This is a genomic window from Flavobacterium aquicola (assembly GCF_003385115.1).
GTDB classification, from domain to species: domain Bacteria; phylum Bacteroidota; class Bacteroidia; order Flavobacteriales; family Flavobacteriaceae; genus Flavobacterium; species Flavobacterium aquicola.
Genome location: NZ_QUNI01000002.1, coordinates 549987 through 572705, shown reverse-complemented (window position 1 = coordinate 572705; position 22719 = coordinate 549987). Strand labels below are relative to the sequence as shown.

General features: G+C 33.5%; 23 protein-coding genes. 17 read left to right on the top strand and 6 right to left on the bottom strand.

Annotation, left to right across the window (positions count from 1 at the left end; all coding sequences use genetic code 11):
- From C8P67_RS04990 to C8P67_RS04970, 5 genes are all read right to left on the bottom strand, one after another.
- Entirely contained in the window at positions 1 to 558 is a 558-nt protein-coding gene (locus C8P67_RS04990) for a hypothetical protein (protein ID WP_115810984.1), read from the bottom strand.
- A 223-nt stretch (positions 559 to 781) separates the two neighbouring features.
- Complete coding sequence (locus tag C8P67_RS04985; RefSeq protein WP_115810982.1) at positions 782 to 1204, bottom strand: hypothetical protein; 423 nt, start codon at positions 1202 to 1204, stop codon at positions 782 to 784.
- Between the two features lie 60 nt (positions 1205 to 1264).
- Positions 1265 to 1618 (bottom strand): lysozyme inhibitor LprI family protein, encoded by a 354-nt coding sequence (locus tag C8P67_RS04980; RefSeq protein ID WP_115810980.1) that lies wholly within the window; start codon positions 1616 to 1618, stop codon positions 1265 to 1267.
- A 64-nt stretch (positions 1619 to 1682) separates the two neighbouring features.
- Positions 1683 to 2399, bottom strand: coding sequence for a hypothetical protein (locus C8P67_RS04975; protein ID WP_115810978.1), 717 nt, complete (start codon positions 2397 to 2399; stop codon positions 1683 to 1685).
- 156 nt (positions 2400 to 2555) lie between these two features.
- On the bottom strand, positions 2556 to 4418 hold the full coding sequence (locus tag C8P67_RS04970; protein WP_115811057.1) for an ABC-F family ATP-binding cassette domain-containing protein: 1863 nt from the start codon (positions 4416 to 4418) through the stop codon (positions 2556 to 2558).
- Between the two features lie 316 nt (positions 4419 to 4734).
- Here C8P67_RS04970 and C8P67_RS04965 point away from each other — a divergent pair, with 316 nt between their 5' ends.
- The 4 genes from C8P67_RS04965 (at position 4735) to C8P67_RS04950 (ending at position 9464) form a co-directional block, all read left to right on the top strand.
- Positions 4735 to 6681, top strand: coding sequence for a GAF domain-containing hybrid sensor histidine kinase/response regulator (locus C8P67_RS04965; RefSeq protein WP_245980373.1), 1947 nt, complete (start codon positions 4735 to 4737; stop codon positions 6679 to 6681).
- Positions 6682 to 6748: 67 nt separating this feature from the next.
- Positions 6749 to 7117, top strand: coding sequence for a response regulator transcription factor (locus tag C8P67_RS04960; protein ID WP_115810974.1), 369 nt, complete (start codon positions 6749 to 6751; stop codon positions 7115 to 7117).
- A 79-nt stretch (positions 7118 to 7196) separates the two neighbouring features.
- Positions 7197 to 8018, top strand: a complete 822-nt coding sequence (locus C8P67_RS04955; protein ID WP_115810972.1) for a hypothetical protein — start codon at positions 7197 to 7199, stop codon at positions 8016 to 8018.
- A 12-nt stretch (positions 8019 to 8030) separates the two neighbouring features.
- Positions 8031 to 9464 (top strand): glycosyltransferase family 2 protein, encoded by a 1434-nt coding sequence (locus C8P67_RS04950; protein WP_115810970.1) that lies wholly within the window; start codon positions 8031 to 8033, stop codon positions 9462 to 9464.
- Between the two features lie 83 nt (positions 9465 to 9547).
- On the opposite strand, the gene C8P67_RS04945 is transcribed toward C8P67_RS04950, so the two are convergent.
- Complete coding sequence (locus C8P67_RS04945) at positions 9548 to 10504, bottom strand: T9SS C-terminal target domain-containing protein (protein WP_317125440.1); 957 nt, start codon at positions 10502 to 10504, stop codon at positions 9548 to 9550.
- Between the two features lie 420 nt (positions 10505 to 10924).
- Here C8P67_RS04945 and C8P67_RS04940 point away from each other — a divergent pair, with 420 nt between their 5' ends.
- The 13 genes from C8P67_RS04940 (at position 10925) to C8P67_RS04880 (ending at position 22703) form a co-directional block, all read left to right on the top strand.
- Positions 10925 to 12019 carry a BamA/TamA family outer membrane protein gene (locus C8P67_RS04940; protein ID WP_245980372.1) on the top strand — a complete coding sequence of 365 codons (1095 nt, stop codon included), beginning with the start codon at positions 10925 to 10927 and terminating at the stop codon, positions 12017 to 12019.
- An 81-nt stretch (positions 12020 to 12100) separates the two neighbouring features.
- On the top strand, positions 12101 to 13264 hold the full coding sequence (locus C8P67_RS04935; protein ID WP_115810964.1) for a glycosyltransferase family 2 protein: 1164 nt from the start codon (positions 12101 to 12103) through the stop codon (positions 13262 to 13264).
- An 82-nt stretch (positions 13265 to 13346) separates the two neighbouring features.
- The gene (locus C8P67_RS04930; RefSeq protein WP_115810962.1) at positions 13347 to 14684 is read left to right on the top strand and encodes a dihydrolipoamide acetyltransferase family protein; all 1338 of its coding nucleotides are present in this window, start codon (positions 13347 to 13349) and stop codon (positions 14682 to 14684) included.
- Positions 14685 to 14816: 132 nt separating this feature from the next.
- Positions 14817 to 15587: a 3'-5' exonuclease gene (locus tag C8P67_RS04925; protein WP_115810960.1), complete on the top strand. Its 771-nt coding sequence runs from the start codon at positions 14817 to 14819 to the stop codon at positions 15585 to 15587.
- 71 nt (positions 15588 to 15658) lie between these two features.
- Positions 15659 to 16270 carry a fumarylacetoacetate hydrolase family protein gene (locus C8P67_RS04920; RefSeq protein WP_115810958.1) on the top strand — a complete coding sequence of 204 codons (612 nt, stop codon included), beginning with the start codon at positions 15659 to 15661 and terminating at the stop codon, positions 16268 to 16270.
- A complete protein-coding gene (locus tag C8P67_RS04915; protein WP_115810956.1) occupies positions 16270 to 16614 on the top strand; it encodes an Hpt domain-containing protein in 345 nt (114 codons plus the stop codon). Before C8P67_RS04920 ends, C8P67_RS04915 begins: the two co-directional genes overlap by 1 nt.
- A gap of 114 nt (positions 16615 to 16728) precedes the next feature.
- The gene (locus C8P67_RS04910; RefSeq protein ID WP_115810954.1) at positions 16729 to 17982 is read left to right on the top strand and encodes a competence/damage-inducible protein A; all 1254 of its coding nucleotides are present in this window, start codon (positions 16729 to 16731) and stop codon (positions 17980 to 17982) included.
- A gap of 72 nt (positions 17983 to 18054) precedes the next feature.
- Positions 18055 to 18291: a 50S ribosomal protein L28 gene (gene rpmB / locus C8P67_RS04905; RefSeq protein WP_024980263.1), complete on the top strand. Its 237-nt coding sequence runs from the start codon at positions 18055 to 18057 to the stop codon at positions 18289 to 18291.
- 27 nt (positions 18292 to 18318) lie between these two features.
- On the top strand, positions 18319 to 18501 hold the full coding sequence (gene rpmG / locus C8P67_RS04900; RefSeq protein ID WP_007805817.1) for a 50S ribosomal protein L33: 183 nt from the start codon (positions 18319 to 18321) through the stop codon (positions 18499 to 18501).
- Positions 18502 to 18569: 68 nt separating this feature from the next.
- On the top strand, positions 18570 to 18722 hold the full coding sequence (locus C8P67_RS04895; protein WP_100429907.1) for a DUF4295 domain-containing protein: 153 nt from the start codon (positions 18570 to 18572) through the stop codon (positions 18720 to 18722).
- Positions 18723 to 18903: 181 nt separating this feature from the next.
- Positions 18904 to 19884 carry a signal recognition particle-docking protein FtsY gene (gene ftsY, locus C8P67_RS04890; protein ID WP_115810952.1) on the top strand — a complete coding sequence of 327 codons (981 nt, stop codon included), beginning with the start codon at positions 18904 to 18906 and terminating at the stop codon, positions 19882 to 19884.
- 264 nt (positions 19885 to 20148) lie between these two features.
- Positions 20149 to 20958 carry a helix-turn-helix domain-containing protein gene (locus C8P67_RS04885; protein WP_115810950.1) on the top strand — a complete coding sequence of 270 codons (810 nt, stop codon included), beginning with the start codon at positions 20149 to 20151 and terminating at the stop codon, positions 20956 to 20958.
- Positions 20959 to 21035: 77 nt separating this feature from the next.
- Positions 21036 to 22703 carry a serine hydrolase domain-containing protein gene (locus tag C8P67_RS04880; protein ID WP_115810948.1) on the top strand — a complete coding sequence of 556 codons (1668 nt, stop codon included), beginning with the start codon at positions 21036 to 21038 and terminating at the stop codon, positions 22701 to 22703.
- Positions 22704 to 22719: the final 16 nt, after the last annotated feature.

Sequence of the window (22719 nt, the reverse complement as noted above, 5' to 3'; positions counted from 1 at the left end):
TTAAAAATAAAATCCAAATTTGATCGAAGCTTCCGGATTAAGCAAAGGTAAATTGTATTCCTTATTATCTAGAACGAAATTGTCGCTTCCTCCAACTTTAAGGCTCAAGCCTGCCCATGGAGAAACATAGAAATTTTTATAGATGTTGAAATTATAGCCCAGACTTCCATTTAGGAGGAAGTTTTCGAAATTTTTTGTAGCATTACTGCTGTCGCTTTTAATATCACTTTTCCAATAAACGGGTCCGGCTCCAATCCACCAGCCTTTCCAATTGTCTTTCAAAAAACGGTCCAGTATAACGGCGTAGGCTTTTATGTGATGGTCTGAAAAACCATCTTTGGTCACAAAATCAGGTTTGTTGACATCGGCAAAAAGAGCTCTTCCGCGCCATTTGTCTTTACCAACCCAGCCTGCACCAAAATAGCCTCCCGTGGCATAAGGTAAAACATCGAGTTCAATTCCGATATTCCATTTATTATTTGTGTCTGTGCCGTTTTCGGACTGTGCATGCAATTGCATTGAAAAGGCAATAAAAACAAGGAGTAGTGCTTTTTTCATGGATGAGGTTTGTGAGATGTTGATTTTGTTTCGTAATCGTTACAGTTCAAAAGTACTTTTTTGTCTTTAAACAGGTAATGACTTTTGTCATAAAGAAAAAAGCCACAACGGAATTGGATTCTGTTGTGGTTTTTACCAGAGTTATGTGAGATTTACATCAAATTACAAAGCAAGTTCCTTAAAAACTAGTTTTTTAAAGATATAAAAAATATGTACAATCAAATTAAATTGTTTTATAGGCTTCGCTTAAATTTTCATTTAAATAGTCTGAAAGTTTTTCAAAATCTTTCGAATTTCTTTTAAAAAGATTGATTTTAGTTCCATCTGTCATTTTTAAAACTATTTCACGACTCGTTTTAATTTCTAACAAATGATAATGATTTTCAGTCCAGCCAGAAACATTTTTTAAACTGTATTGTTTCTGCTTAGAGAATGTTTGGCGGACAGTTAGTATATCATCATTTAGTGTGAAATATTTGCTTTTGTTTGTGTTTATAATGTACAATAACACAGTTATTATAGCTAGTACTATTAAGCCTGTTTTTCCCCATAATTCTTTCTGCCTTTCTATAAATACAGAGAATAATAGGGCTATTGTTAAAGCGTATGCAATAATCAATACTTTGTTTTTAGTAATGTAATTCATAAAAAAAACATGCTAAGTGAAAATGTTAAGTATACCAATCTTAGTAAAAAAATCTTTGAATTATAAATCCCTTTCTTTTATGCTTGCCTTAATTTCTGCAATTCTTTTCTTTGTTAATTCTTCCAAGCAAGTCGAATATATTAAAGGCTTAATACTGCCGCCTTCGTATTGAGAAGCTTCAAATTTACAGTGGGAATCACGAAATTTTACCCAATCTTTTTCCGCTTGGATGAGCAATGTTTTTTCATTTTGATCCAGCATAGACATAAGCTGTTTATAGACTTTATTGAGTTCTGCATCAGCTTTTTTATATTTGGCACTAGCGGTTTGGTTCATTTCTAGTTGCGTTTGGGCAAATGAATAGTTGTAAAAACACATTACGAGCAAGGTGATGAAATAATATTTTTTTGTCATTTGAAATTAAATTTAGTTAGAGTGATTTTTATTTTAACGAAAGTTATAAATACAATTTTAGGAATTAAAATCGATAGCCTATTCGAAAACCAATACCCAAATTCACATCAATGCCAGATGATTCTTCCTTCGAATAATATCCAAAAAAATCATGATTTCCGTTATTTTCAATATGTCCTAAATCCTCATTAAATTCTCTATCTATGTTTTTGACTTTCCGATTCATGCATCCCAATTGGAAATAAGGCTCTATAATAAATCGATAAAATTGTTTTTGAAATCCAAAAATCAAGTTTGCTCCGTAATTTTTTTTGATGACACCAAAATTATCTACAAAGTCATCTTCATAGGTTTCGTAGTCATCGATTTCACTTTTATAATATGAGGTAGATTCGTTGTACTTGTTTTCTCTGTAAAAGACTTGTATTCCAGTATAAAGCCCATCAGAATTTCTTTTTTTAGTTTTATCATTTTTAAAATAGTTGCAAAAGTAAAATCGTCCTTCAGTATTTATTTTAAAACCACCAACCTTAACAGAAACAGTATCAATTCCAGATCCCATATCATAAAATTGATAGCCTACTTCTGTTTGAATACTAAACGAATCATTAATTTTTTTTTCAATCGCAAGCTGAACTGTCGGAAATGTGAAAATATCAATTAAAGCAGTTGGGTTTGTTTTTATAATCCAAGAACTTTGTTTGCGAATTTCTTGAGAAAAAGAGATGCTTGAGCAGATAAATAAAATAAGTAAAAATAGAATTTTGAAATTCAATCTCATATATGTGAAGTTTTTAGACCTTAATTTTTTTTAGATTAATAGCTTTTTAACGGTACTAAAATACTGATAAAAGATTACAAAAATGTTTTTTCTAAAAAATAAAAACCACAATAAAATTAAATTCTATTGTGGCTGTAAACTATAATACTAAAAAAACTATCCTTCCATTTTCGCAGAAAGCTCAAACCATCTTTCCTCTTTATTCTCAATTTTCTTGATAATATTTTCTAGCTCTTTGGCTTTCTTTTCGATATCGGCATCGGCTACTTTTCCATCTGAAAACAACTGCTCAATTTTTGTTTTGTCGATTTCCAAATCCTTGATTTCTCTTTCGATTTTCTGAAATTCTTTTTGCTCGTTAAAAGTTAGGTTTCCGGTCGGATTGTTTTGCTTCCATTCTTTTTTTTCAGTTTTATTATCTTCTTTTTGAGCTACGTCGTTACTGTCTTCATAGGCTCTGAAATCAGAGTAATTTCCTGGGAACGTTTCAATTTCGCCTTGACCTCTAAATACAAATAGCTGATCTACGATTTTGTCCATAAAATAACGGTCATGCGATACGACAACCAAACAGCCTGGGTAATCCAAAAGGAAACTTTCAAGAACGTTCAGCGTCACAATATCCAAGTCATTTGTAGGTTCATCTAGAATTAAAAAGTTTGGGTTCTGAATTAAAACCGTACATAAATACAGACGTTTTAATTCACCACCGCTAAGCTTTTCTACATAATCGTATTGTTTTTTTGCATCAAAAAGGAAACGCTCCAATAATTGCGAGGCCGAAATCATGCGCCCTTTGGCTAACGGAATAAATTCTCCGTATTCCTTAATAATATCGATGACACGCTGACCTGGTTTCGGGTTGATTCCGCTTTGAGTGTAATATCCAATTTTTATGGTATCGCCTACAACGACTTTTCCTTGATCGAGAGGTAAAGTTCCAGTAAGTAAGTTTAGGAAAGTAGATTTTCCTGTTCCGTTTTTACCAATAATCCCGATACGCTCCCCACGCTGAAAGTCATAACTGAAATTGTCCAGAATCACGTGATCTTTAAATTTTTTGGAAATCTTGTGAAGCTCAACAATCTTGCTTCCCATACGTTCCATATTAATTTCGAGCTCGACTACATTTTCTTTTCGGCGGCTTTGGGCTTTTTCCTTTATTACATAAAAATCATCCTGACGTGATTTAGACTTGGTAGTTCTCGCTTTTGGCTGGCGGCGCATCCATTCTAATTCTTTTACAAATAAGTTTTGTGCTTTGTCAACGCTTGCATTTTCAGAGGCAATACGTTCTTCCTTTTTTTCTAAATAATAAGAGTAATTTCCTTTGTATTGATATATTTTTCCGTTGTCTAGTTCTATGATTTCATTGCAGACACGTTCCAAAAAGAAACGGTCGTGAGTTACCATAAACAACGTGATATTTTCTTTGGCAAAATAACTTTCCAGCCATTCAATCATTTCTAAATCCAAGTGATTCGTTGGCTCATCCAGAATTAATAAATCGGGACGGTTAATCAAAATAATGGCAAGTGACAAACGTTTTTTCTGCCCACCCGAAAGACTTTTTACTTTCAGCTTAAAGTCTTCGAGCTTTAATTTGAACAGAATTTGTTTGTATTGGGTTTCAAAATCCCAGGCATTGTGCTGATCCATAGCGTCAAAAGCTTTTTGATAGGCTTCCTCGTCTTCAGGATTTTCTAATGCTTTTTCGTAGGCTTCAATCACTTTTAAACTTTCATTATCAGATGCAAAAATGCTTTCCTCAATCGTCAATTCATCCTGTAATTTATTGTCCTGCGATAAAAAGGCCATTCTGATGCTTTTTCTAAGAACAACCTGTCCGGTATCAGGCTCATCCAAACCATTGATAATACTCATAATGGTGGTTTTTCCCGAACCGTTTTTGGCAATAAAAGCTATTTTTTGGTCTTTGTTGATTCCAAAGGAGATGTCTTTGAACAGCGTGCGCTCCCCAAAAGATTTTGATATATTTTCTACAGATAAATAATTCATGATGTTAAAGTGCTTAAAGTAAAAGCTTTTGTATGTTTTAATGACAATTGAAACTCTTTTTAAATAGAAGTCTATTGAAATTTGGGCAAAGATACCTTTTTGAATCCAAGAAAAAAAAGATAGCTTAAGACTATCTTTTCGCTGCATTTTGTTTGTGCCTTTTCTAATATTAATACCTATTCTATAAATAAATACAATTTGCTAGTTGTCAATTTTTTTGTGAAATTTATCGGCAATTATTTTATATTTTTGCAGTTTATCCCTGAATCTAATGAATAAAAAAGAACTGCCTGTACCATACAATGAAGCAGAGCGCTTGGCAGCATTAAAACGCTATAATATTCTTGATACACTGCCTGAACACGCTTTTGATGATGCAACGAAACTTGTTTCTTATATATGCGGCGTACCTATTGCCCATATTTCATTCATAGATGAAAGTAGACAATGGTTTAAATCTGAAATTGGAATTGGGGTATCTGAAGTGCCACGTGAAATTTCTTTTTGCCAATACACTATCATGGACACTAAAATGGTAGAAATACCAGATACTTATTTAAACGAACAGTTTAAAGACGATCCTAATGTTGTTGATGGATTTAAGATAAGATTCTACGCAGGTATTCCCATTACCACTCCCGATGGTCATAATATAGGAACACTTTGTGCTATAGATCAGGTTACCAAGGAGCTTAATGACAACCAGCGAAATGCGCTTGCAATTATTGCCAAACATGTCATGAACCACCTAGAGTTGGGAACAAAGCACATTGAATTGAACGGTCAGAAAAAAATTGCAGAACGTGCGGTTTTGGCTAAAGACAGTTTCTTGGCAAATATGAGTCATGAAATTAGAACACCTTTGAATGCAATAATTGGATTTACAGATCTTTTAGCTCAGACAAAACTCGATACTGTGCAGCGAGATTATATAGAGAGCGTTCAAATTGCTGGTGAAAATCTGCTTTTAATAATTAATGATATCCTCGATCTTTCTAAAATTGAATCAGGTAATCTGGTTATTGAATCAGAACCATTCAATTTAAAAAAGACACTTAAACATGTTTATAATCTGCTAAAGGTAAAAGTTCCCAGCGATGTTGAATTTAATCTGTTTCTCGATGCCGATATGCCGGAAATGGTAATTGGTGATCAGGGTAGATTAAATCAAATACTGGTTAACCTTACTGGTAATGCACTTAAATTTACTCAAGAAGGCGAAGTAACCGTTTCTGTAAAATTGGTGAATGAGACAGATGATCATTATTCGCTTAAATTTTCTGTTAAAGATACGGGCATTGGCATACCAGAGAATAAACTTAAAACGATTTTTAAACGATTTACGCAAGCTGAACAAAGTACCACACGAAGATTTGGCGGTACGGGGCTTGGACTTAATATTGTAAAGCAGTTAGTTGAATTACAGAATGCCGAAATTCATGTGAAAAGCAGGGAGGGCCGTGGTTCCGAGTTTTTCTTTGTGCTTGATTATAAAAAAGCGGACTATGCAGAAATAGCTGCTGCATCATCATTGGAAGAGAATCTAGGAAAACTAAAAATACTTCTCTGCGAAGACAATGCTCTAAACCAAAAATTGGTAAAGAACGTTATCTATAATTTTGGATTCGAATTAGACATCGCTGATAATGGACAGGCAGGAATAGAACTTTTATCAAAAAATGAATATGATCTGATATTAATGGATCTTCAGATGCCTGTTAAGGACGGCTACCAAACGACAGAATTTATTAGGAATGAAATGAATTCACATATTCCTATTATTGCGATGACTGCACATTCTCTTGTAGGGGAACAGGAACGCTGTTATAGTGTGGGGATGAATGCATATGTGCCGAAACCTTTTAAACAGGCGGTACTTTTGCAGGCCATAAAAATAGTGATGAGCAAAGAGAATAAAGAAATATTCAAGTGGAAACCAGATTATTCTTTTTTAGATGAAATGTCATGTGGGGATGCAAGATTTAAACAAGAGATGATAGATCTTTTTATTGAAAAAGTACCATTAGAAATTACTCAATTAGAAAAAGCATTTAATAATAATGATTATGAAACTGCCAAGAAACTGTCGCATAATATGAAAACTAGTATGAGTATGTTCATGCTGGATGATCTTACTCATTATTTAGCGATTATCGAGGACGAAGCCATACTCGGGCAGTTTACAGCTGAAACTGCAGATAAAATTAATGTTTTACATAATGCGGTTATTGAGGTTGTTGAATATTTTAAAGAACAGGGATAAAAAATAATATTGTTTTACGTAATTGCACACTGTTTTTAATGGAGTGTGTTTCAAGAAATTTAAACCAATGAGAATAGTTTTAGCAGAAGACAACGATATACTTCGTAAATCATTATCTTTTTTCTTAGAATCTAAGGGATTTACGGTTGATCAATTTTCTGATGGTCAAGAAGCACTCGATGCGATTAAAGAAAATAGTTATGACTTAATACTGACAGATATAAATATGCCTGGAGGAAGCGGAATGGAAATTACGCAATATGTAAGGGAGACCATTGGTTCTAATATTCCAATAATTATATTTACATCTTCCGGTATAGAGCAGACTGAACTTGATTCTTTTGATATAGGCGCAAACGAATTTATTGCAAAACCAGTTAGTCCTGCTGTCCTTTTAGTCCGAATTAATAAATTATTAAATTCACAGATTAAATGAAATTTTTGATGTACTTATTTTCTTTCTTTCACTACCCCCGCATTTATTCTTTATGTAGTTATTGCTAAACGTTTCTAATATGATAAAATTCTGGGAACTATATGAGAACGGTGATTGGGTAAAACCATTTCTTATTTTGTCAATAAGCCTTTTTATTGCAGCATCTTTTATTTTGTATCTTTTGATTATCAGAAGCCGAAGCAAGAATATAAGAAAAGACAGGCTCCGAATCGAATACAGTACATTTATTGAAAAATTTATGTTTGCGCTAGTTTTTCAAGATACTCCTTTTTCATCCATTAAAGAAGATAAAGATTATGAGGAGTTTTCTAAAACCTCTTTCTTTCGTGAGGTTCTGATGGATTCCATTATAAATCTCCACAAAAACTACGAAGGGATTTATGCAAAAAAACTGGAACAATTTTATAAAGACTCTGGGTTAATAAACGATTCATTTAAAAAGCTCAGGAGTTTAAAATGGGAGATAAAGTGCAAAGGAATTACAGAACTTGCAGAATTAAATGTTGCTGAGTCTTTTGGCAGTATAATGAAAGTTTCTAAAGCCAGAAATAAGACTTTAAAAATTACGGCTTTAAACGCCTGCATCAAACTTGCGGGTATAAAGGGGATAGAACATCTCACAGAGCATCAGCATCCAATTGATGATTGGACACAATTAAATATTATACATGCTTTTAAAAAACATGATATAGGGGATATAAAAGGTGTAGAACTCTTACTTGAATCTAAAAATACAACTGTTGTTATATTGGGGTTGAAACTTATTAAAGAATTAAAACTTAGTCAAAAACTTCCTTATGTAACGCAATTGGCGGCGGTAGCTCCTAATATTCAGGTAAAATATATTGCACAGGACGTATTGCAGACATTAACCGTTTAACAATATACGAAGATGACTTTTTTAAATGATGAATTAAAAGTGTTTACGGATCTATATCTGATATTTATACTTGCGTATGCAGTATTGATAATGTCTTCTTATCTTATATTGGCTTATCTTTCTACAAAAGAACTTCGGAATTATCTTAAAAAGAATAGTTTTACAGATTATGATGTTCTTCTTACAAGTGATTTTGCACCAAGTCTTTCGCTAATTGCTCCTGCATACAATGAAGGATTTACCATCGAAGAAAATGTAAAATCTTTACTTTCTTTAAATTATAACAACTATCAGGTAATTGTCGTTAATGACGGCAGTAAAGATAATTCTCTGGAAATTCTTATCAAGACCTATGATTTAGTGATTAAAGAATTTGATATCCATTCAAAAATTGAAACAAAAAAAATTAGAGGTATATATGTATCCAAAAATGCTGCATACAAAAAACTTGTAGTAGTTGATAAGGAAAACGGCGGTAAAGCTGATGCTCTTAATGTTGGGTTGAATATTGCACAGAATCCTTATGTAGTATGTATTGACGTTGACTGCATTCTCGACAAAGACGCACTTCTCAAGCTTGCAAAACCTTTCTTGGAATCTTTTGGCAAGCGGGTTATTGCAACCGGGGGCGTAGTAAGAATAGCGAATCAGTGTATCATTAAGAATGGAAGGCTGGTTGAGGTTAATATTCCAGATATTATGCTGCCAAGAATACAGGTGCTAGAATATTTGAGGGCTTTTCTTTTGGGAAGAATGGCTTGGAGCAGACTCGACGGGTTACTTCTTATCAGCGGTGCATTTGGTGCATTTGATAAGGAAATAGCGCTGCTGGCAGGCGGCTATAATACAAAAACGGTAGGTGAAGATATGGAACTTGTAGTAAGAATGAGACGCTATATGCTTGAAAACAAAATACCATATACTGTCAGTTATATTCCTGACCCGCTTTGCTGGACAGAAGCACCAGAAGATTTTAATATATTCAAAAAACAGCGCAGCCGCTGGATGAGGGGAACAATTGAAACACTTGACCTTCATAAGAAAATGTTCCTTAATCCTAAATATAAATTGCTTGGAATAATCAGCATACCTTATTGGACATTTTTCGAATTTCTGGCTCCTGCAATTGAATTTATAGGTCTTGTACTAACACTTATATTTATAGTTTTTGGCTTTCTTAACTGGCATTTCTTTTTTTTACTTTTAATGTTTGTGTATTTTTTTGCTGTTATGTTTTCAGTTATAGCTCTTTGCAGTGAAGAGCTTACGTATCATAAATATCCAAAACAAGCCGATTTTTTTAAACTTCTTTTAGCCGCATTCATTGAGCCATTTTATTTTCATCCTCTCACGATATACTCGGCCTTAGTTGGTTATAAAGAAAAGATAATGGGTACGAAAGGCTGGGGCGAAATGACAAGAAAAGGGTTTAATAAAAAAGAATAATTATTGTGGCTAAGTTATTCTTGGCAGATATTAAGGCGATAATTTTAAACTTAGATAAAATCTTAAAACTTTGGCGTAAAAGTTTAAGGATTCAAATAGGAGCTTAAATCAATAGTGTGTATTTGCTGAGGTGTATTTATAAAAGGTTTTCGTATTGTGGTTTCGTTGGTAAGATAGAATAATTTACCATCTGCGGTTGTAATGCCTTCGATTTGATGGAACGGCAGTCTGATTTTTATTTTTCGGCTGTTTCCGGACCAAAAAGAATCTTTTTCATAACCGTACAGCAGTAAAACAAAAGGCTGCAGGGTTTTAGAATAACCACACAAAACCACCCCTTTTTTTGATGGTAATGCCACTGCGCCGGTAATTAATCCTTGCGCATCAATTGATCCTTTGAATTCGGCAGTATAAACTCCAGCTTTGTTTGGTAAAGCATATACACTAGTTCTTTGGTTTGACCATTCTTTGGTAAACAGATAAATAACATCTTTCTGAACAATAAATGCTTCGCAGTCAAAATTAGTGGTATTTGCTTTTTGAAGTTTAAAATTACTCTGGTCTGAATAGGAAAAAGCAATCGTATCCATAACTGGATTGGTCGTCAAAATAGTTTCTTTTTGAATTCTTATTATTCGTAAATCCTTTCTGTTTCCCTTATTGTTGTTGCCAAAATCGCCTATATAGATATATAAACTATCCTGAGAAATCTCTTCCCAGTCTTTAGTTTTTAATTCGGCGAATTTGATCTTTTTCTTTATTTTTCCTTTTAAGTCCAATCCATACAATCTATCGTCAAAGTGATCATTGTGAGTCCATAATAAATTGTCAAAATAAATCAAACCTGATGTTCGTTGAATAGAATCACTAAGTTTTGCTGAAAATACAGGCGATAATTTTGCAGAAGCATACCAGCAATGGCCATCGTTCTCGGTAGCTTTTGGATCAAAATTACTGGCAAAACGATCTGTACAGCCTTTAATTTGGGCATAAGAGCCAGTCGTAAACAAAAGGAAAAACAGAATAGTTTTTTGCATCATAACATTCAGGTGAATTCACAAAGCAAGTTATCAAAATAATACTATTTTAAAAAGAGTTTGAAGCGAATGATTGGGTATTCTAGGATATATGGTTTCCTGCTCTGCACTATATCTTTTTCTTTTTAAGGAAAAAGAAAAAGGATGCCGTTTCGATCAGGGCTGCTGAGGAATCATGATTTTGTATTTGGATTTATTGTAAGAGCGATAATGGCTTAATTTTTTTAGTCTATTGTCGAATTTTGCAAGCTTCCAAGAGTTTTTATTTTTTGTTATATTTGGATTCTTTAAAGGGTTATTTTTTTACAATTCCAAATACAATACATGCGTTTCATTAAGCAAAATTGGTTTCTTTTTTTTATATTTCTTTCATCATTTTCATCGTTTTCGCAGAAAATTGATTTTAGAAGTAACGATCTCGATATGAAACAAATTTTAAAGAAGATCTTTATAGAGAATGACACCGTGAAGAAAGTAGAAGATCAAAGTAAAATTGCTTTTTCGTTAATCCCCGCTCCCGATATGAAGAGTGCCGAAGGCGGATTGGTAGTGTCCTTTGTAACAACTTTCTTTATGGCCGAAAACCATGAGACAACTAAAATGTCTGAAGTTTATTTTACTCCGACCACAAGTTTTACCGGTCAGTACTCATTCCCGATACAGTCCTATATATACACCAAGGACAATAAATACAATTTTATTGGTGATTACAGATTTATGATTTACCCTCAGTTTACATATGGTCTGGGAGGAAACAGTTCCAAAGACCCGCAATCCGAGGTCGATTATCAGCAGATTCGTTTTTATCAATTCATCAGCCGAAAAATAAAAGGAGATTTTCGTTTGGGTCTGGGTTTTCAATTAGACAAATATGAAAGCATTTCCGAAGATTCTGATATAGATGTCCCAACCGATTTTGAAAAATATCAGGAAGGCGATTACTCGGATGAGCTTTCCTCTGGCATTGCATTTCAGGCATTGTATGATTCTAGAAAAAACATTTTAAATCCAGTACAAGGCTATTATTTTGAAGCCGATTACCGAATCAATTCCAGTATTTTTGGCAGTGATACTCATTGGCAGTCTATTTATATTGATGCTCGAAAGTATCATTCTTTCAGTGAAAAACGCCATAAGGTTTTAGCATCGAGAGCTTTTTACTGGGCGGTTTTTGATGGAAAACCACATTATCTGGATTTACCAAGTATAGGCTGGGATCGTTATGGCAAAACAGGTCGGGGATTTACGAGAAATCGCTACCGAAGCAATTCATTATTGTATCTGGAAACGGAATATCGTACCGATATTACCAAAAATGGTTTTATTGGAGCTGTTTTTTTTGGGAATATATCTTCGGTATCCAATTTGGATACGTACAGATTTACAAATTGGACACCTGCAATAGGAACGGGACTAAGGATAAAATGGAATAAAATGAATAACTGTAATCTGGCACTGGATTATGGTGTGAGCAAAGATGACTGGACTTTTAGGGTCGGTCTTTCTGAGAATTTTTAATTTTCTCTGGTGAGTAGTTTGCAGCTGACTTTCTTATGTTCAATTTTGTGACTTTACCACTTAAAAATATATCTTTGGAAAATGCAGCTATCCATCATTATTCTCAATTACAATGTGCGGTATTTTTTGGAACTATGTGTTCTTAGTGTTGAAAGCGCTTTAAAAAACATAGATTCTGAAATTATAGTTGTGGACAATAATTCTTCGGACGACAGCTGTGAAATGATAAAATCACGCTTTCCGCATGTTAAACTCATTCAGAATAGTGAAAATTTAGGCTTCCCAAAAGGAAATAATATTGGAGTGGCTCAAGCCAAAGGAGAGTATATTTGTATTTTAAACCCAGATACAGTAGTAGCCGAAGATACGTTTGAAAAAGTATTGGCCTTTGCTGGAAAGAAAAAAGATCTTGGGATCGCAGGTGTAAAACTCATCGATGGAGCTGGAAATTTTTTGCCAGAAAGCAAACGGGGAATTCCTACGCCTTGGGTTGCTTTTACCAAGATTATTGGTTTGTATAAATTGTTTCCTAAAGCAGCTTTTTTTAATAGATATTATGCGCAGCATATTTCTGAAAACCAAACCGGCGAAGTAGAAATATTGGTTGGGGCATTTATGTTTTTGAAAAAAGAATTGTATGATGCCATAGGAGGTTTTGATGAAAATTGTTTCATGTACTCAGATGATATTGATTTGTCATATATGGCACTGCAAAAAGGAAAAAATAATTATTATTTTCATGAAACAGCAGTAATACATTATAAAGGAGAAAGTACAAGTAAAGATGCCGTTTATATGAAGCGGTTTCAGGAAGCCATGGAGTTTTTTTATAAAAAACATTTTCAAGTTTCTTTTCTTTTTTCTGTATTTATGAAAATTGGAATCGTGTTTTTTTCTTTCGTAAAAAGAATTCAGGGACGTCCTAAAACAAAAATCCCTCCCGCTAATTATTTGCTTATATCTGCCTCCGAAACATTAGCAAAAATAATAACCTCTGTTTTCCAAAAAAAGGTCGATTTTCTCAATTGGAAAGAAGAAAAAGAGGTAAATTTGCAGTCAAATTCAATAAGAAACGGGTTACAGATTATTTTGGATAATGAATTTGTTTCCTTTAAAGAATGTATAGATATTCACGAAAGACTTAAAAATAAAAGCGTTGTATTTAGAATAATTCCAGAGGGCGCAGATTTTAGTATTGGAAGTGATTCTCCTAATGACAGAGGAGAAATTGTAAAAATGAAATAAAATTATATTTAAAATAATTTATATTTAAAATATTTATTAATTTCGCAAAATTAAAATCAAAATCATCTTTTAGATTAATAATATGGCAAGATTTGAATTAAAGCTTCCGAAAATGGGAGAAAGCGTTGCGGAAGCAACCATTACAAACTGGTTAAAAGAAGTTGGCGATAAAATAGAAGCGGATGAGGCCGTTCTAGAAATTGCAACTGACAAAGTTGATTCAGAGGTTCCGTCCGAGGTTTCGGGTGTTCTTGTCGAAAAATTATTTGGCAAAGATGATTTGGTTCAAGTAGGTGAAACAATTGCTATTATTGAAACTGAAGGAGGAGCTGTTGAAGTTCCAGTTCAGCAAGTTCCAGCAGCAATTGTTGAGGAAATTGAAAAAACTGTTGAAACAGCTAAAGAAACAGTTTCTGCTCCGATTAGCTTTTTTGAAAGTGATAAATTCTTTTCTCCATTAGTGAAAAATATTGCAAAAGAAGAAGGTGTTAGTTTGGCTGAATTAGACAGTATTGCCGGTTCTGGAAAAGATGGGCGAATCACAAAAGACGATATTTTAAATTATATAAAAAATAGAGGATCTCAGCCTCAGCCTATAACAGCACCTGCAGTTGAAGTTGAAGTTCCTGTTAAAGCAGCTGAAGCTGTTGAAGTTCCAAAAGTAGCGTTAGTATCTCCACCACAAACGGCTTCACCGGTTTCTGTAAATGGAGGTGACGAAATCATAGAAATGGACAGAATGCGCAAGCTGATTTCAGGTTACATGGTTGCTTCGGTGCAGACTTCGGCGCACGTACAATCGTTCATTGAAGTTGATGTGACTAATATTGTAAAATGGAGAGATAAAGTTAAAAATGCTTTCGAAAAAAGAGAAGGCGAAAAATTGACTTATACTCCAATTTTTATGGAAGCGGTTGCAAAAGCTCTAAAAGATTATCCGGGTATGAATATATCTGTACAAGGTGATTTTATCATAAAAAAGAAAGATATCAATCTGGGAATGGCTGCTGCTTTGCCAAATGGAAACTTAATTGTTCCTGTTATTAAAAATGCAGATCAATTAAATTTGGTAGGAATGGCCAAAGCGGTAAATGATTTAGGAAACCGTGCTAAAATTGGAAAACTAAAACCAGACGATACACAAGGAGGAACGTATACTGTTACAAATGTTGGAACCTTTGGAAGTGTTTTCGGAACGCCAATTATCAATCAGCCACAAGTGGGGATATTAGCATTGGGAGCCATTCGTAAAGTACCAGCGGTAATTGAAACACCAGAAGGTGACTTTATAGGAATCCGTCAAAAAATGTTCTTGTCTCACAGTTACGATCACCGTGTTGTAGATGGTGCTTTGGGCGGCAGTTTTGTAAAACGTGTGGCCGAATATCTGGAAGCTTTTGATATAAATAGAGATTATTAAATAAATATAAAATCAGAATAAGCCCGACATGTCTTTTAGGATGTCGGGTTTCTTTATTTTTAGTGTTTTTAATATTGACTTTAAAATGAAATCAAGCCCAAATTTTTATATTTGTGCTATTAAATACAAAAAATGGAACTCAAACTCAACAAACCAATTTGTTTTTTTGATCTTGAAACAACAGGAATCGATATCGGAAAAGACAGAATTGTAGAAATATCAGTTTTTAAAGTTTTTCCAAACGGAAATAAAGAAAGCAAAACGTGGCTGGTAAATCCAACTATTCCGATCCCGCCTCAATCTTCAGCTATTCACGGCATCAGTAATGAAAAAGTTGCTAATGAACCTACTTTTAAAGAGCTTGCTGCTCAGGTTTACAATATGATTAAGGACAGTGATTTGGCAGGGTTTAATTCGGATCGTTTTGATATTCCTTTACTTGCTGAAGAGCTGTTGCGCGCAGGCGTTGATTTCGATATGAAAAATAGGGTTTCTGTTGATGTGCAGACTATTTTTCATAAAATGGAGGAGCGTACTTTAAGTGCTGCTTTGAAATTTTACTGCGGTAAAGGTTTAGAGAATGCACATTCTGCCGAAGCTGATACCATGGCGACCTATGAAATTTTAATGGCGCAGCTAGACCGTTATCCTGAATTGGAAAATGATATGAAATCGCTGTCTGAGTTTACTACTAGAAAAAAAATTGCTGATTTCGCAGGAATGATAGCTTTTGATGCTGATAATGAAGAGATTTTTACCTTCGGAAAACACAAAGGAGCTAAAGTAGGTACTGTCTTAGAAAAAGAGCCTGGTTATTATAGCTGGATTCAAAATGCAGACTTTCCTTTGTATACCAAGAAAGTATTGACAGCAATTAAATTAAGAAAACTAAATACGAAATAAGTTTCTAAGATGCTAAGTCGTCAAGAAACTTAGGGACTTTGTAACTTAGAGGCTTTGTAACTTGAAAAAAAATGAAAATCATTTGCGTCGGCAGGAATTATGCCAGTCATATTGAAGAATTACAAAATGAAAGGCCATCAGAGCCTGTGCTTTTTTTGAAACCGGATTCTGCAATTTTATTAAAACAGCACCCTTTTGTAATACCTGAATTTTCGGAAGATGTTCACCATGAAATTGAACTTATTGTTAAAATAAGTAAAGTTGGAAAATATATAGAACCAAAGTTTGCTCATAAATATTATGAAGAGATTAGTGTTGGAATTGATTTTACAGCAAGAGATCTGCAGACTAAGCTGAAAGAAAAAGGGCTTCCATGGGAAAAAGCCAAAGCATTTGACGGCTCGGCGGTAATTGGAGAATTTTTGCCAAAAAGTCAATTTGTTTCACTGGAAAATGTTACTTTTGAATTAAGGAACAATAATATTACTGTGCAAAAGGGGAATTCTAACAAAATGTTATGGGATATTGACGAGTTAGTTTCTTATGTTTCTCAATTTTTTACATTAAAAATAGGTGATATTATTTTTACGGGAACCCCAGAAGGTGTTGCTGCAGTAAAATCAGATGATATTTTAGAAGGATTTTTAGAAGGACAAAAACTATTTAGAATACAAGTAAAATAATGGCTATAAAATACAACTTAGCAAAAGTGTATGCACTTTCGGATAATGATCCAGATTTTGTAAATGAAATTTTGAATTTATTTGTTACGGAGGTTCCCGAGGATTTGGCACAAATAGGTGCTGGAATTAAAAGTAAAGATTATAAGCAGACTTATGCTTTTGCGCACAAATTGAAACCAACATTAGATTTGCTTGGTCTAAATGTGGCATTTGAAGAGATTTTACAAATCGAAGCCTGGACCAAAACGGAAGGCAAAAAGAAAGAAATAATTGAAACGTATAAAAGTGTTAAGTCACAGGTTAAAGACGCTATTAAAGAGCTGAAAAAAGATTTCGACCTTTAGTCAGTCATTTTATTTTTTTTATAAAAGTATAAAACATAGAAAATCTAACAGTTGTACAAGAAGTTACAATAGTTAGATTTTTTTTATTAAATATAAAACAAAAGTTTTAAAAATATGAAAGCAGCCATAGTTACAATTGGAGATGAAATTCTAATAGGTCAGATTGTAGATACGAATTCGGGTTTTATAGCTAAATCATTAGATAGAATTGGGGTTGAGGTTTATGAAATGCTCTCTGTAAGTGATTCTCGCGAGCATATTCTAGATACATTTTCAAAACTTCAGAATACAGTTGATATTGTTATTATTACTGGAGGATTGGGGCCGACAAAGGATGATATTACCAAGAAAACATTCTGTGATTATTTTGAAGATGAATTGGTTGTTGATACGGCAGTTCTTGAGCATGTAACACAATTAATAGAAGGTTTTTATAAACGACCGATTACCCAGATTAATAAAGATCAGGCTTTGGTTCCTTCTAAGTGTACTGTTCTTCATAATAAGGTAGGTACTGCGCCTGGGATGTGGATAAAAAAGGAAAATACTGTTTTTGTGTCATTGCCTGGAGTTCCTTTTGAGATGAAATATTTAGTTGAAAACGAAATCATTCCTAAAATAGTGCAAGATTATAAACGCCCATATATTCTTCATAAAACGATACTGACTTATGGGCGTGGAGAAAGTGCTGTTGCAGAACAAATTGAAGACTGGGAAAATAATTTGCCTGAATTTATAAAACTGGCTTATCTGCCTGCGTACGGAAGGGTAAATCTGCGACTTTCTGCCAGAGGAACTGATAAAGAATTATTGGAAAAAGCAATAGAAGGGAATGTGATTTCTCTCACTGAAATAATAGGAGATATTATTGTAGGTTTTGAAGATGATGAAACTCTTGAAACAGTTGTTGCAAAAATTTTGATACAGCAAAATAAAACTGTTGCCACCGCCGAAAGCTGTACCGGTGGAGGTGTTGCGCGGCTGTTGAGTTCTGTCCCTGGATCTTCCAGTTATTTTAAGGGAAGTGTCGTAGCTTATGCAACGGAAGTGAAACAAAATGTGCTGGGTATTTCGAAGGATTTGATCGAAAAACATAGTGTCGTGAGTGCTGAAATCGTTAAGGAAATGGCTTTGAGTGTAAAAACATTATTAAGAACGGATTATGCAATTGCGACAACAGGTAATGCTGGTCCGTCAAAAGGCGAGGCAGATGCAAGTGTCGGAACGGTTTATATTGCTGTGGCTACGCCAAATGGAGTTTTTGCAGAAGAGTTTGATTTTGGTCAACCACGTGAAAAAGTGATAGATAGAGCATCGGTAAAAGGGCTTGAAATGTTATTGAAAGAAATTTCGAAAAAAGAACAATAATTTTTTTGGTTTATAGGTTTATTTTTCTTTCCTTTGCACCCTGATTTTGAATAACGATAAAAGATAAGTATAATGTCAAGAGTTTGTGACCTTACAGGTAAAAGAGCGATGGTAGGAAATAACGTTTCTCACGCTATGAACAAAACTAAGAGAAAATTTTCTGTAAACTTAGTTAAAAAGCGTTTTTATCTTCCAGAAGAAGATAGATGGATTACTCTTAGAGTAGCAGCATCTACGATAAAAACAATTAATAAAAATGGAATCGCTGCAGTTTTGAAAAAAGCGCAGTCAGAAGGATTTATTAAATAATCTTTTCCAAAATAAAAAAATAGCAAGATGGCAAAGAAAGGAAATAGAATCCAGGTAATTTTAGAATGTACTGAGCACAAAACTACTGGTGTTGCAGGAACTTCAAGATATATAACTACTAAGAACAAAAAAAATACTCCAGACAGATTAGAGATTAAAAAATTTAATCCAATCTTGAAAAGAGTTACTGTTCATAAAGAAATTAAATAATTAGAGATTTTAATAAATCTCAAATGGTCACATTTGAGTTTGATTAAAATATAAAAAACATTTGAATCATGGCAAAGAAAACCGTAGCATCGTTACAAACATCTTCTAAGAGATTATCAAAAGCCATCAAAATGGTGAAATCTCCAGTAACTGGCGCATATACATTCGTTGAATCTATTATGGCTCCTGAAGAAGTTGATGAATTCTTGAAAAAGAAATAATCATATTACATTTTATAGATAAGCTACTTTCACTCGGAAGTAGCTTTTTTATTTTCTATATTTACATCTTCAAAAGAAAACCTTTTTTTAGGTGACAGCAAAAGATAAAATCAATTTTTTAAATGATTTTTCCTGCTTAAGTTGACAAATGTAAATTCCAATCGTAAAACTCCATTTTAAAATGAGCTTTTTTAAAAAAATATTCTCTTCAGAGAAAAAAGACTCGAATCTAAGCCAAGAGGCAAAACAATCATTAGATAAAGGTCTTGAGAAAACCAAAACCAGTTTTTTTTCCAAGTTAACCAAAGCGGTTGCTGGAAAATCAAAAGTGGATGATGATGTTTTGGATAATTTAGAAGAAATTCTTGTTTCCTCGGATGTGGGAGTTAATACAACTCTTAAAATAATTACTCGAATTGAAAAAAGGGTAGAAGAAGATAAATACTTAGGGACTGATGAACTTAATCAGATTTTAAGAGATGAGATTGCAGGACTATTATCAGAAACCAATACAGGTGAAGCTACAGAATTTGTTATTCCGGTAAACACAAAACCTTATGTTTTGATGGTTGTTGGTGTAAATGGTGTCGGTAAAACAACTACAATTGGGAAGCTTTCTTACCAATTTAAGAAAGCTGGTTATAAAGTAGTTCTAGGAGCGGCAGATACTTTTCGCGCTGCTGCGATTGACCAATTGCAGATATGGGCGGATAGAGTGGGAATTCCTATTGTCCGTCAGGAAATGGGGAGTGATCCTGCTTCGGTAGCTTTTGATACGTTACAGTCTGCTGTTGCTCAAAACGCTGACGTTGTCATTATTGATACAGCTGGTCGTCTTCATAATAAAATTAACCTGATGAATGAGCTATCTAAAGTAAAACGTGTAATGCAGAAAGTGGTTGGCGATGCACCTCACGATGTAATGCTGGTTTTAGACGGTTCTACAGGACAAAATGCATTTGAACAAGCCAAGCAATTTACCGCTGCAACTGAAGTTACTTCGCTTGCCGTTACCAAATTGGACGGTACTGCTAAAGGCGGTGTTGTTATTGGTATTTCAGACCAATTTCAAATTCCAGTAAAATATATTGGTGTTGGCGAAGGAATTGAAGACTTACAGGTTTTCAATAAATACGAGTTTGTAGATAGTTTTTTTAAATAGTAAGTTCATGAATTTTTCTTCCCTAAAAAATGCCAGCCCTATGTATTTTTATTTTGTAAGTATTGTGGCTTTTGTGTTGGCAAATCTTATTAGAACAACCAGTATAGGTGTGTATTATGTTTTACTTATTGTTGGATTAGTTTTTTTCTTTTTGGGATTGATGAGGAGAATTAAAAAATAATTTTTAAATTATTTTGAAAATTAAATAGAGGTTAATGGTTATTTTCGTGATATTTTAAAGAACAAAATTCAGCCATAGCAAAAATGAAATTATCACAAAAAGGTGAATTTTATGGACAAACTAATAAAACTATTAATTTAGAAGGAGTTACTTTGACCGATACTGTTTATACTCACGATAAAGTAGATTGGCATTATCACGAAAACGCTTATTTTACATTTATACTTCAAGGAAATGTAATTGAAGGAAACAAAAAAGAAATTTACAATTGTTCCTCAGGCAGTTTACTATTCCATAATTGGCAAGAACCACATTACAACATCAAACCCGAAGGATTCACTAGAGGCTTTCATATTGAAATAGAAAAAGGATGGTTTGATAATCTGGAGTTTAATACAGTAGATTTACAAGGAAGCATCAATATTTCAAATCCCGATTTGAAATTTTTAATGTATAAAATTTTCAAAGAGACAAAAGTTGATGACACTGCAGCGCAGCTTTCAATTCAAACATTATTATTAGAAACTTTAGCAAAAATGCTTCGGGCTAATCAAACTAAATCTAATAAAAAACCAACTTGGGTCTCTGAAGTTAATATGATATTGAATGATCAGTTTTTAGATAATCTTTCACTAGAATATTTATCCAAAACGTTAGATATTCATCCTGTGCATCTGTCAAGAGATTTTTCTAAATACTTCAATTCCAGTTTGGGAGAATACATTAGAAAATTAAAAGTCCAAAAGTCTTTACAGTTAATCTCGGAAAAAAGTCTCGATCTTACATCAATAGCTTTTGAGTGTGGCTTTTCTGATCAAAGCCATTTTACACGCTGTTTCAAAGAGATAAATGGAATTAATCCATCCGAATACAGAAAAATCCTTTTCCGTTAATATTTTAAAATGTTAATTCTGTTCTATTTTTCAAGAGTATTTGGTTATACTTTTGAGGTTAAACTATATAAGTAATTATGAAACGGATTTCAATTGTATTTTTAGTTATTCTTTTTTTTCAGACAGCGTTTGGGCAAACAAAAGACCTTGTGACAACGGAAGGAATAACTAACAGTCTGCACAAAACTAATATTGGCAGTGTAACTTTTATGAATGGGAATATACCATTGGATAAATATACCGCATCTGATTTTCTTAAATCCTTCCATTTGACTTATTTGTCGGACTTAAATATCAGGGTTTTTATGGGTAATTCAATAACCAATTATCTCCATAAACTAGCTCCGGATTTATCAGTTGAAGAATTGCTTAAAAAAGGTAATCTTCAATTCGCATTCTATATTGATAATAAGTTTATATACAAAGAAAATATTGGTACAGGATGCCATTTTGGTGGTTCAAATGATAGAAAAAATACTATTACTACATTCAGAATTCCCTTGACAAGCACAAAAGGGGAAGATTTGTGGGCATTGCATATGTGGGAAAGGTTCAAGCTGAATGGTGGTGAAAATGAATTAAAAAATGGTAAGCATCAGCTCAAAATCGAGATTAGACCTTATGTGAAAATTGATGAAAATAATGATGCAAAGATTGGCGAAATAATTGCGAAAGGACAAATTCAGCTTATAATCCAGCCTCCAAAAATAACTGCAAAACAAATTGCAGTTCAACCCATACAATCCGGAAGTGATTGGGAGATTTCAGATTTTGCATTTGACAAAAAGAAAATAGAAGCCCTTAATACTGAAATTGCCACTTATAGTTTAAAGGAAATCACGAGTGTTGTTGTGATTCATCAAGGAAAACTTTTGCTTGAAGAGTATTTTAATGGTGCTGATAGAAATACATTGCACGATACCCGTTCTGCAGGGAAATCTTTTACATCAACGCTTATGGGAATCGCTATCAATGATGGTTTTATTAAGGATGAAAATCAGACACTTAATAAATTTTACAACTTAAAAACGTTTGATAACTATGAAGTTAAAAAAGACAGCGTAAAAATAAAAGACTTACTTACTATGAGTTCCGCTTTTGATGCATCCGATGCTGATAGTGATTCGCCTGGAAATGAAGAAAACATGTACCCTACGGACAATTGGGTGAAATTTGTTTTGGATCTTCAAATGGATAAATCAAAATCAAATGGAGGCCGATGGGATTATAATACAGGCGGAGTGGTTCTTTTAGGCGATGTTTTAGATAAAAAAGTCCCTGATGGACTAGAAAAATATGCGGATGAAAAACTTTTTAAACCATTAAATATTACAAAATATCAATGGCAATATACACCTCAAAAAGTAGTTAATACAGCTGGAAGTTTACAAATGGCTTCTTTAGATTATGCAAAGTATGCGCAATTGTATAAAAATAATGGCATCTGGAACGGCAAGCAGATAATACCTTTTGAATGGGTACAAAAAACTTTCACACATCAAATTCAACTTCCTGAAAGAAACAATAAATTTTACAGTTATCTTTTTTGGAATAAATCAGTCGCTTATAAAGGTAAAAACTATGAAACATTTTATTGTGCCGGAAATGGCGGTAACGAATTTATAATCTTCAAAGATCTTCCAATAGTGATTATTATAACTTCTAAAGCTTACAATAAACCTTACGGACATCCTCAGGCTGATACAATTGTTAAGAATTTTATTTTGCCTTCATTAATAAAATAAACATCACTCAAAAAGC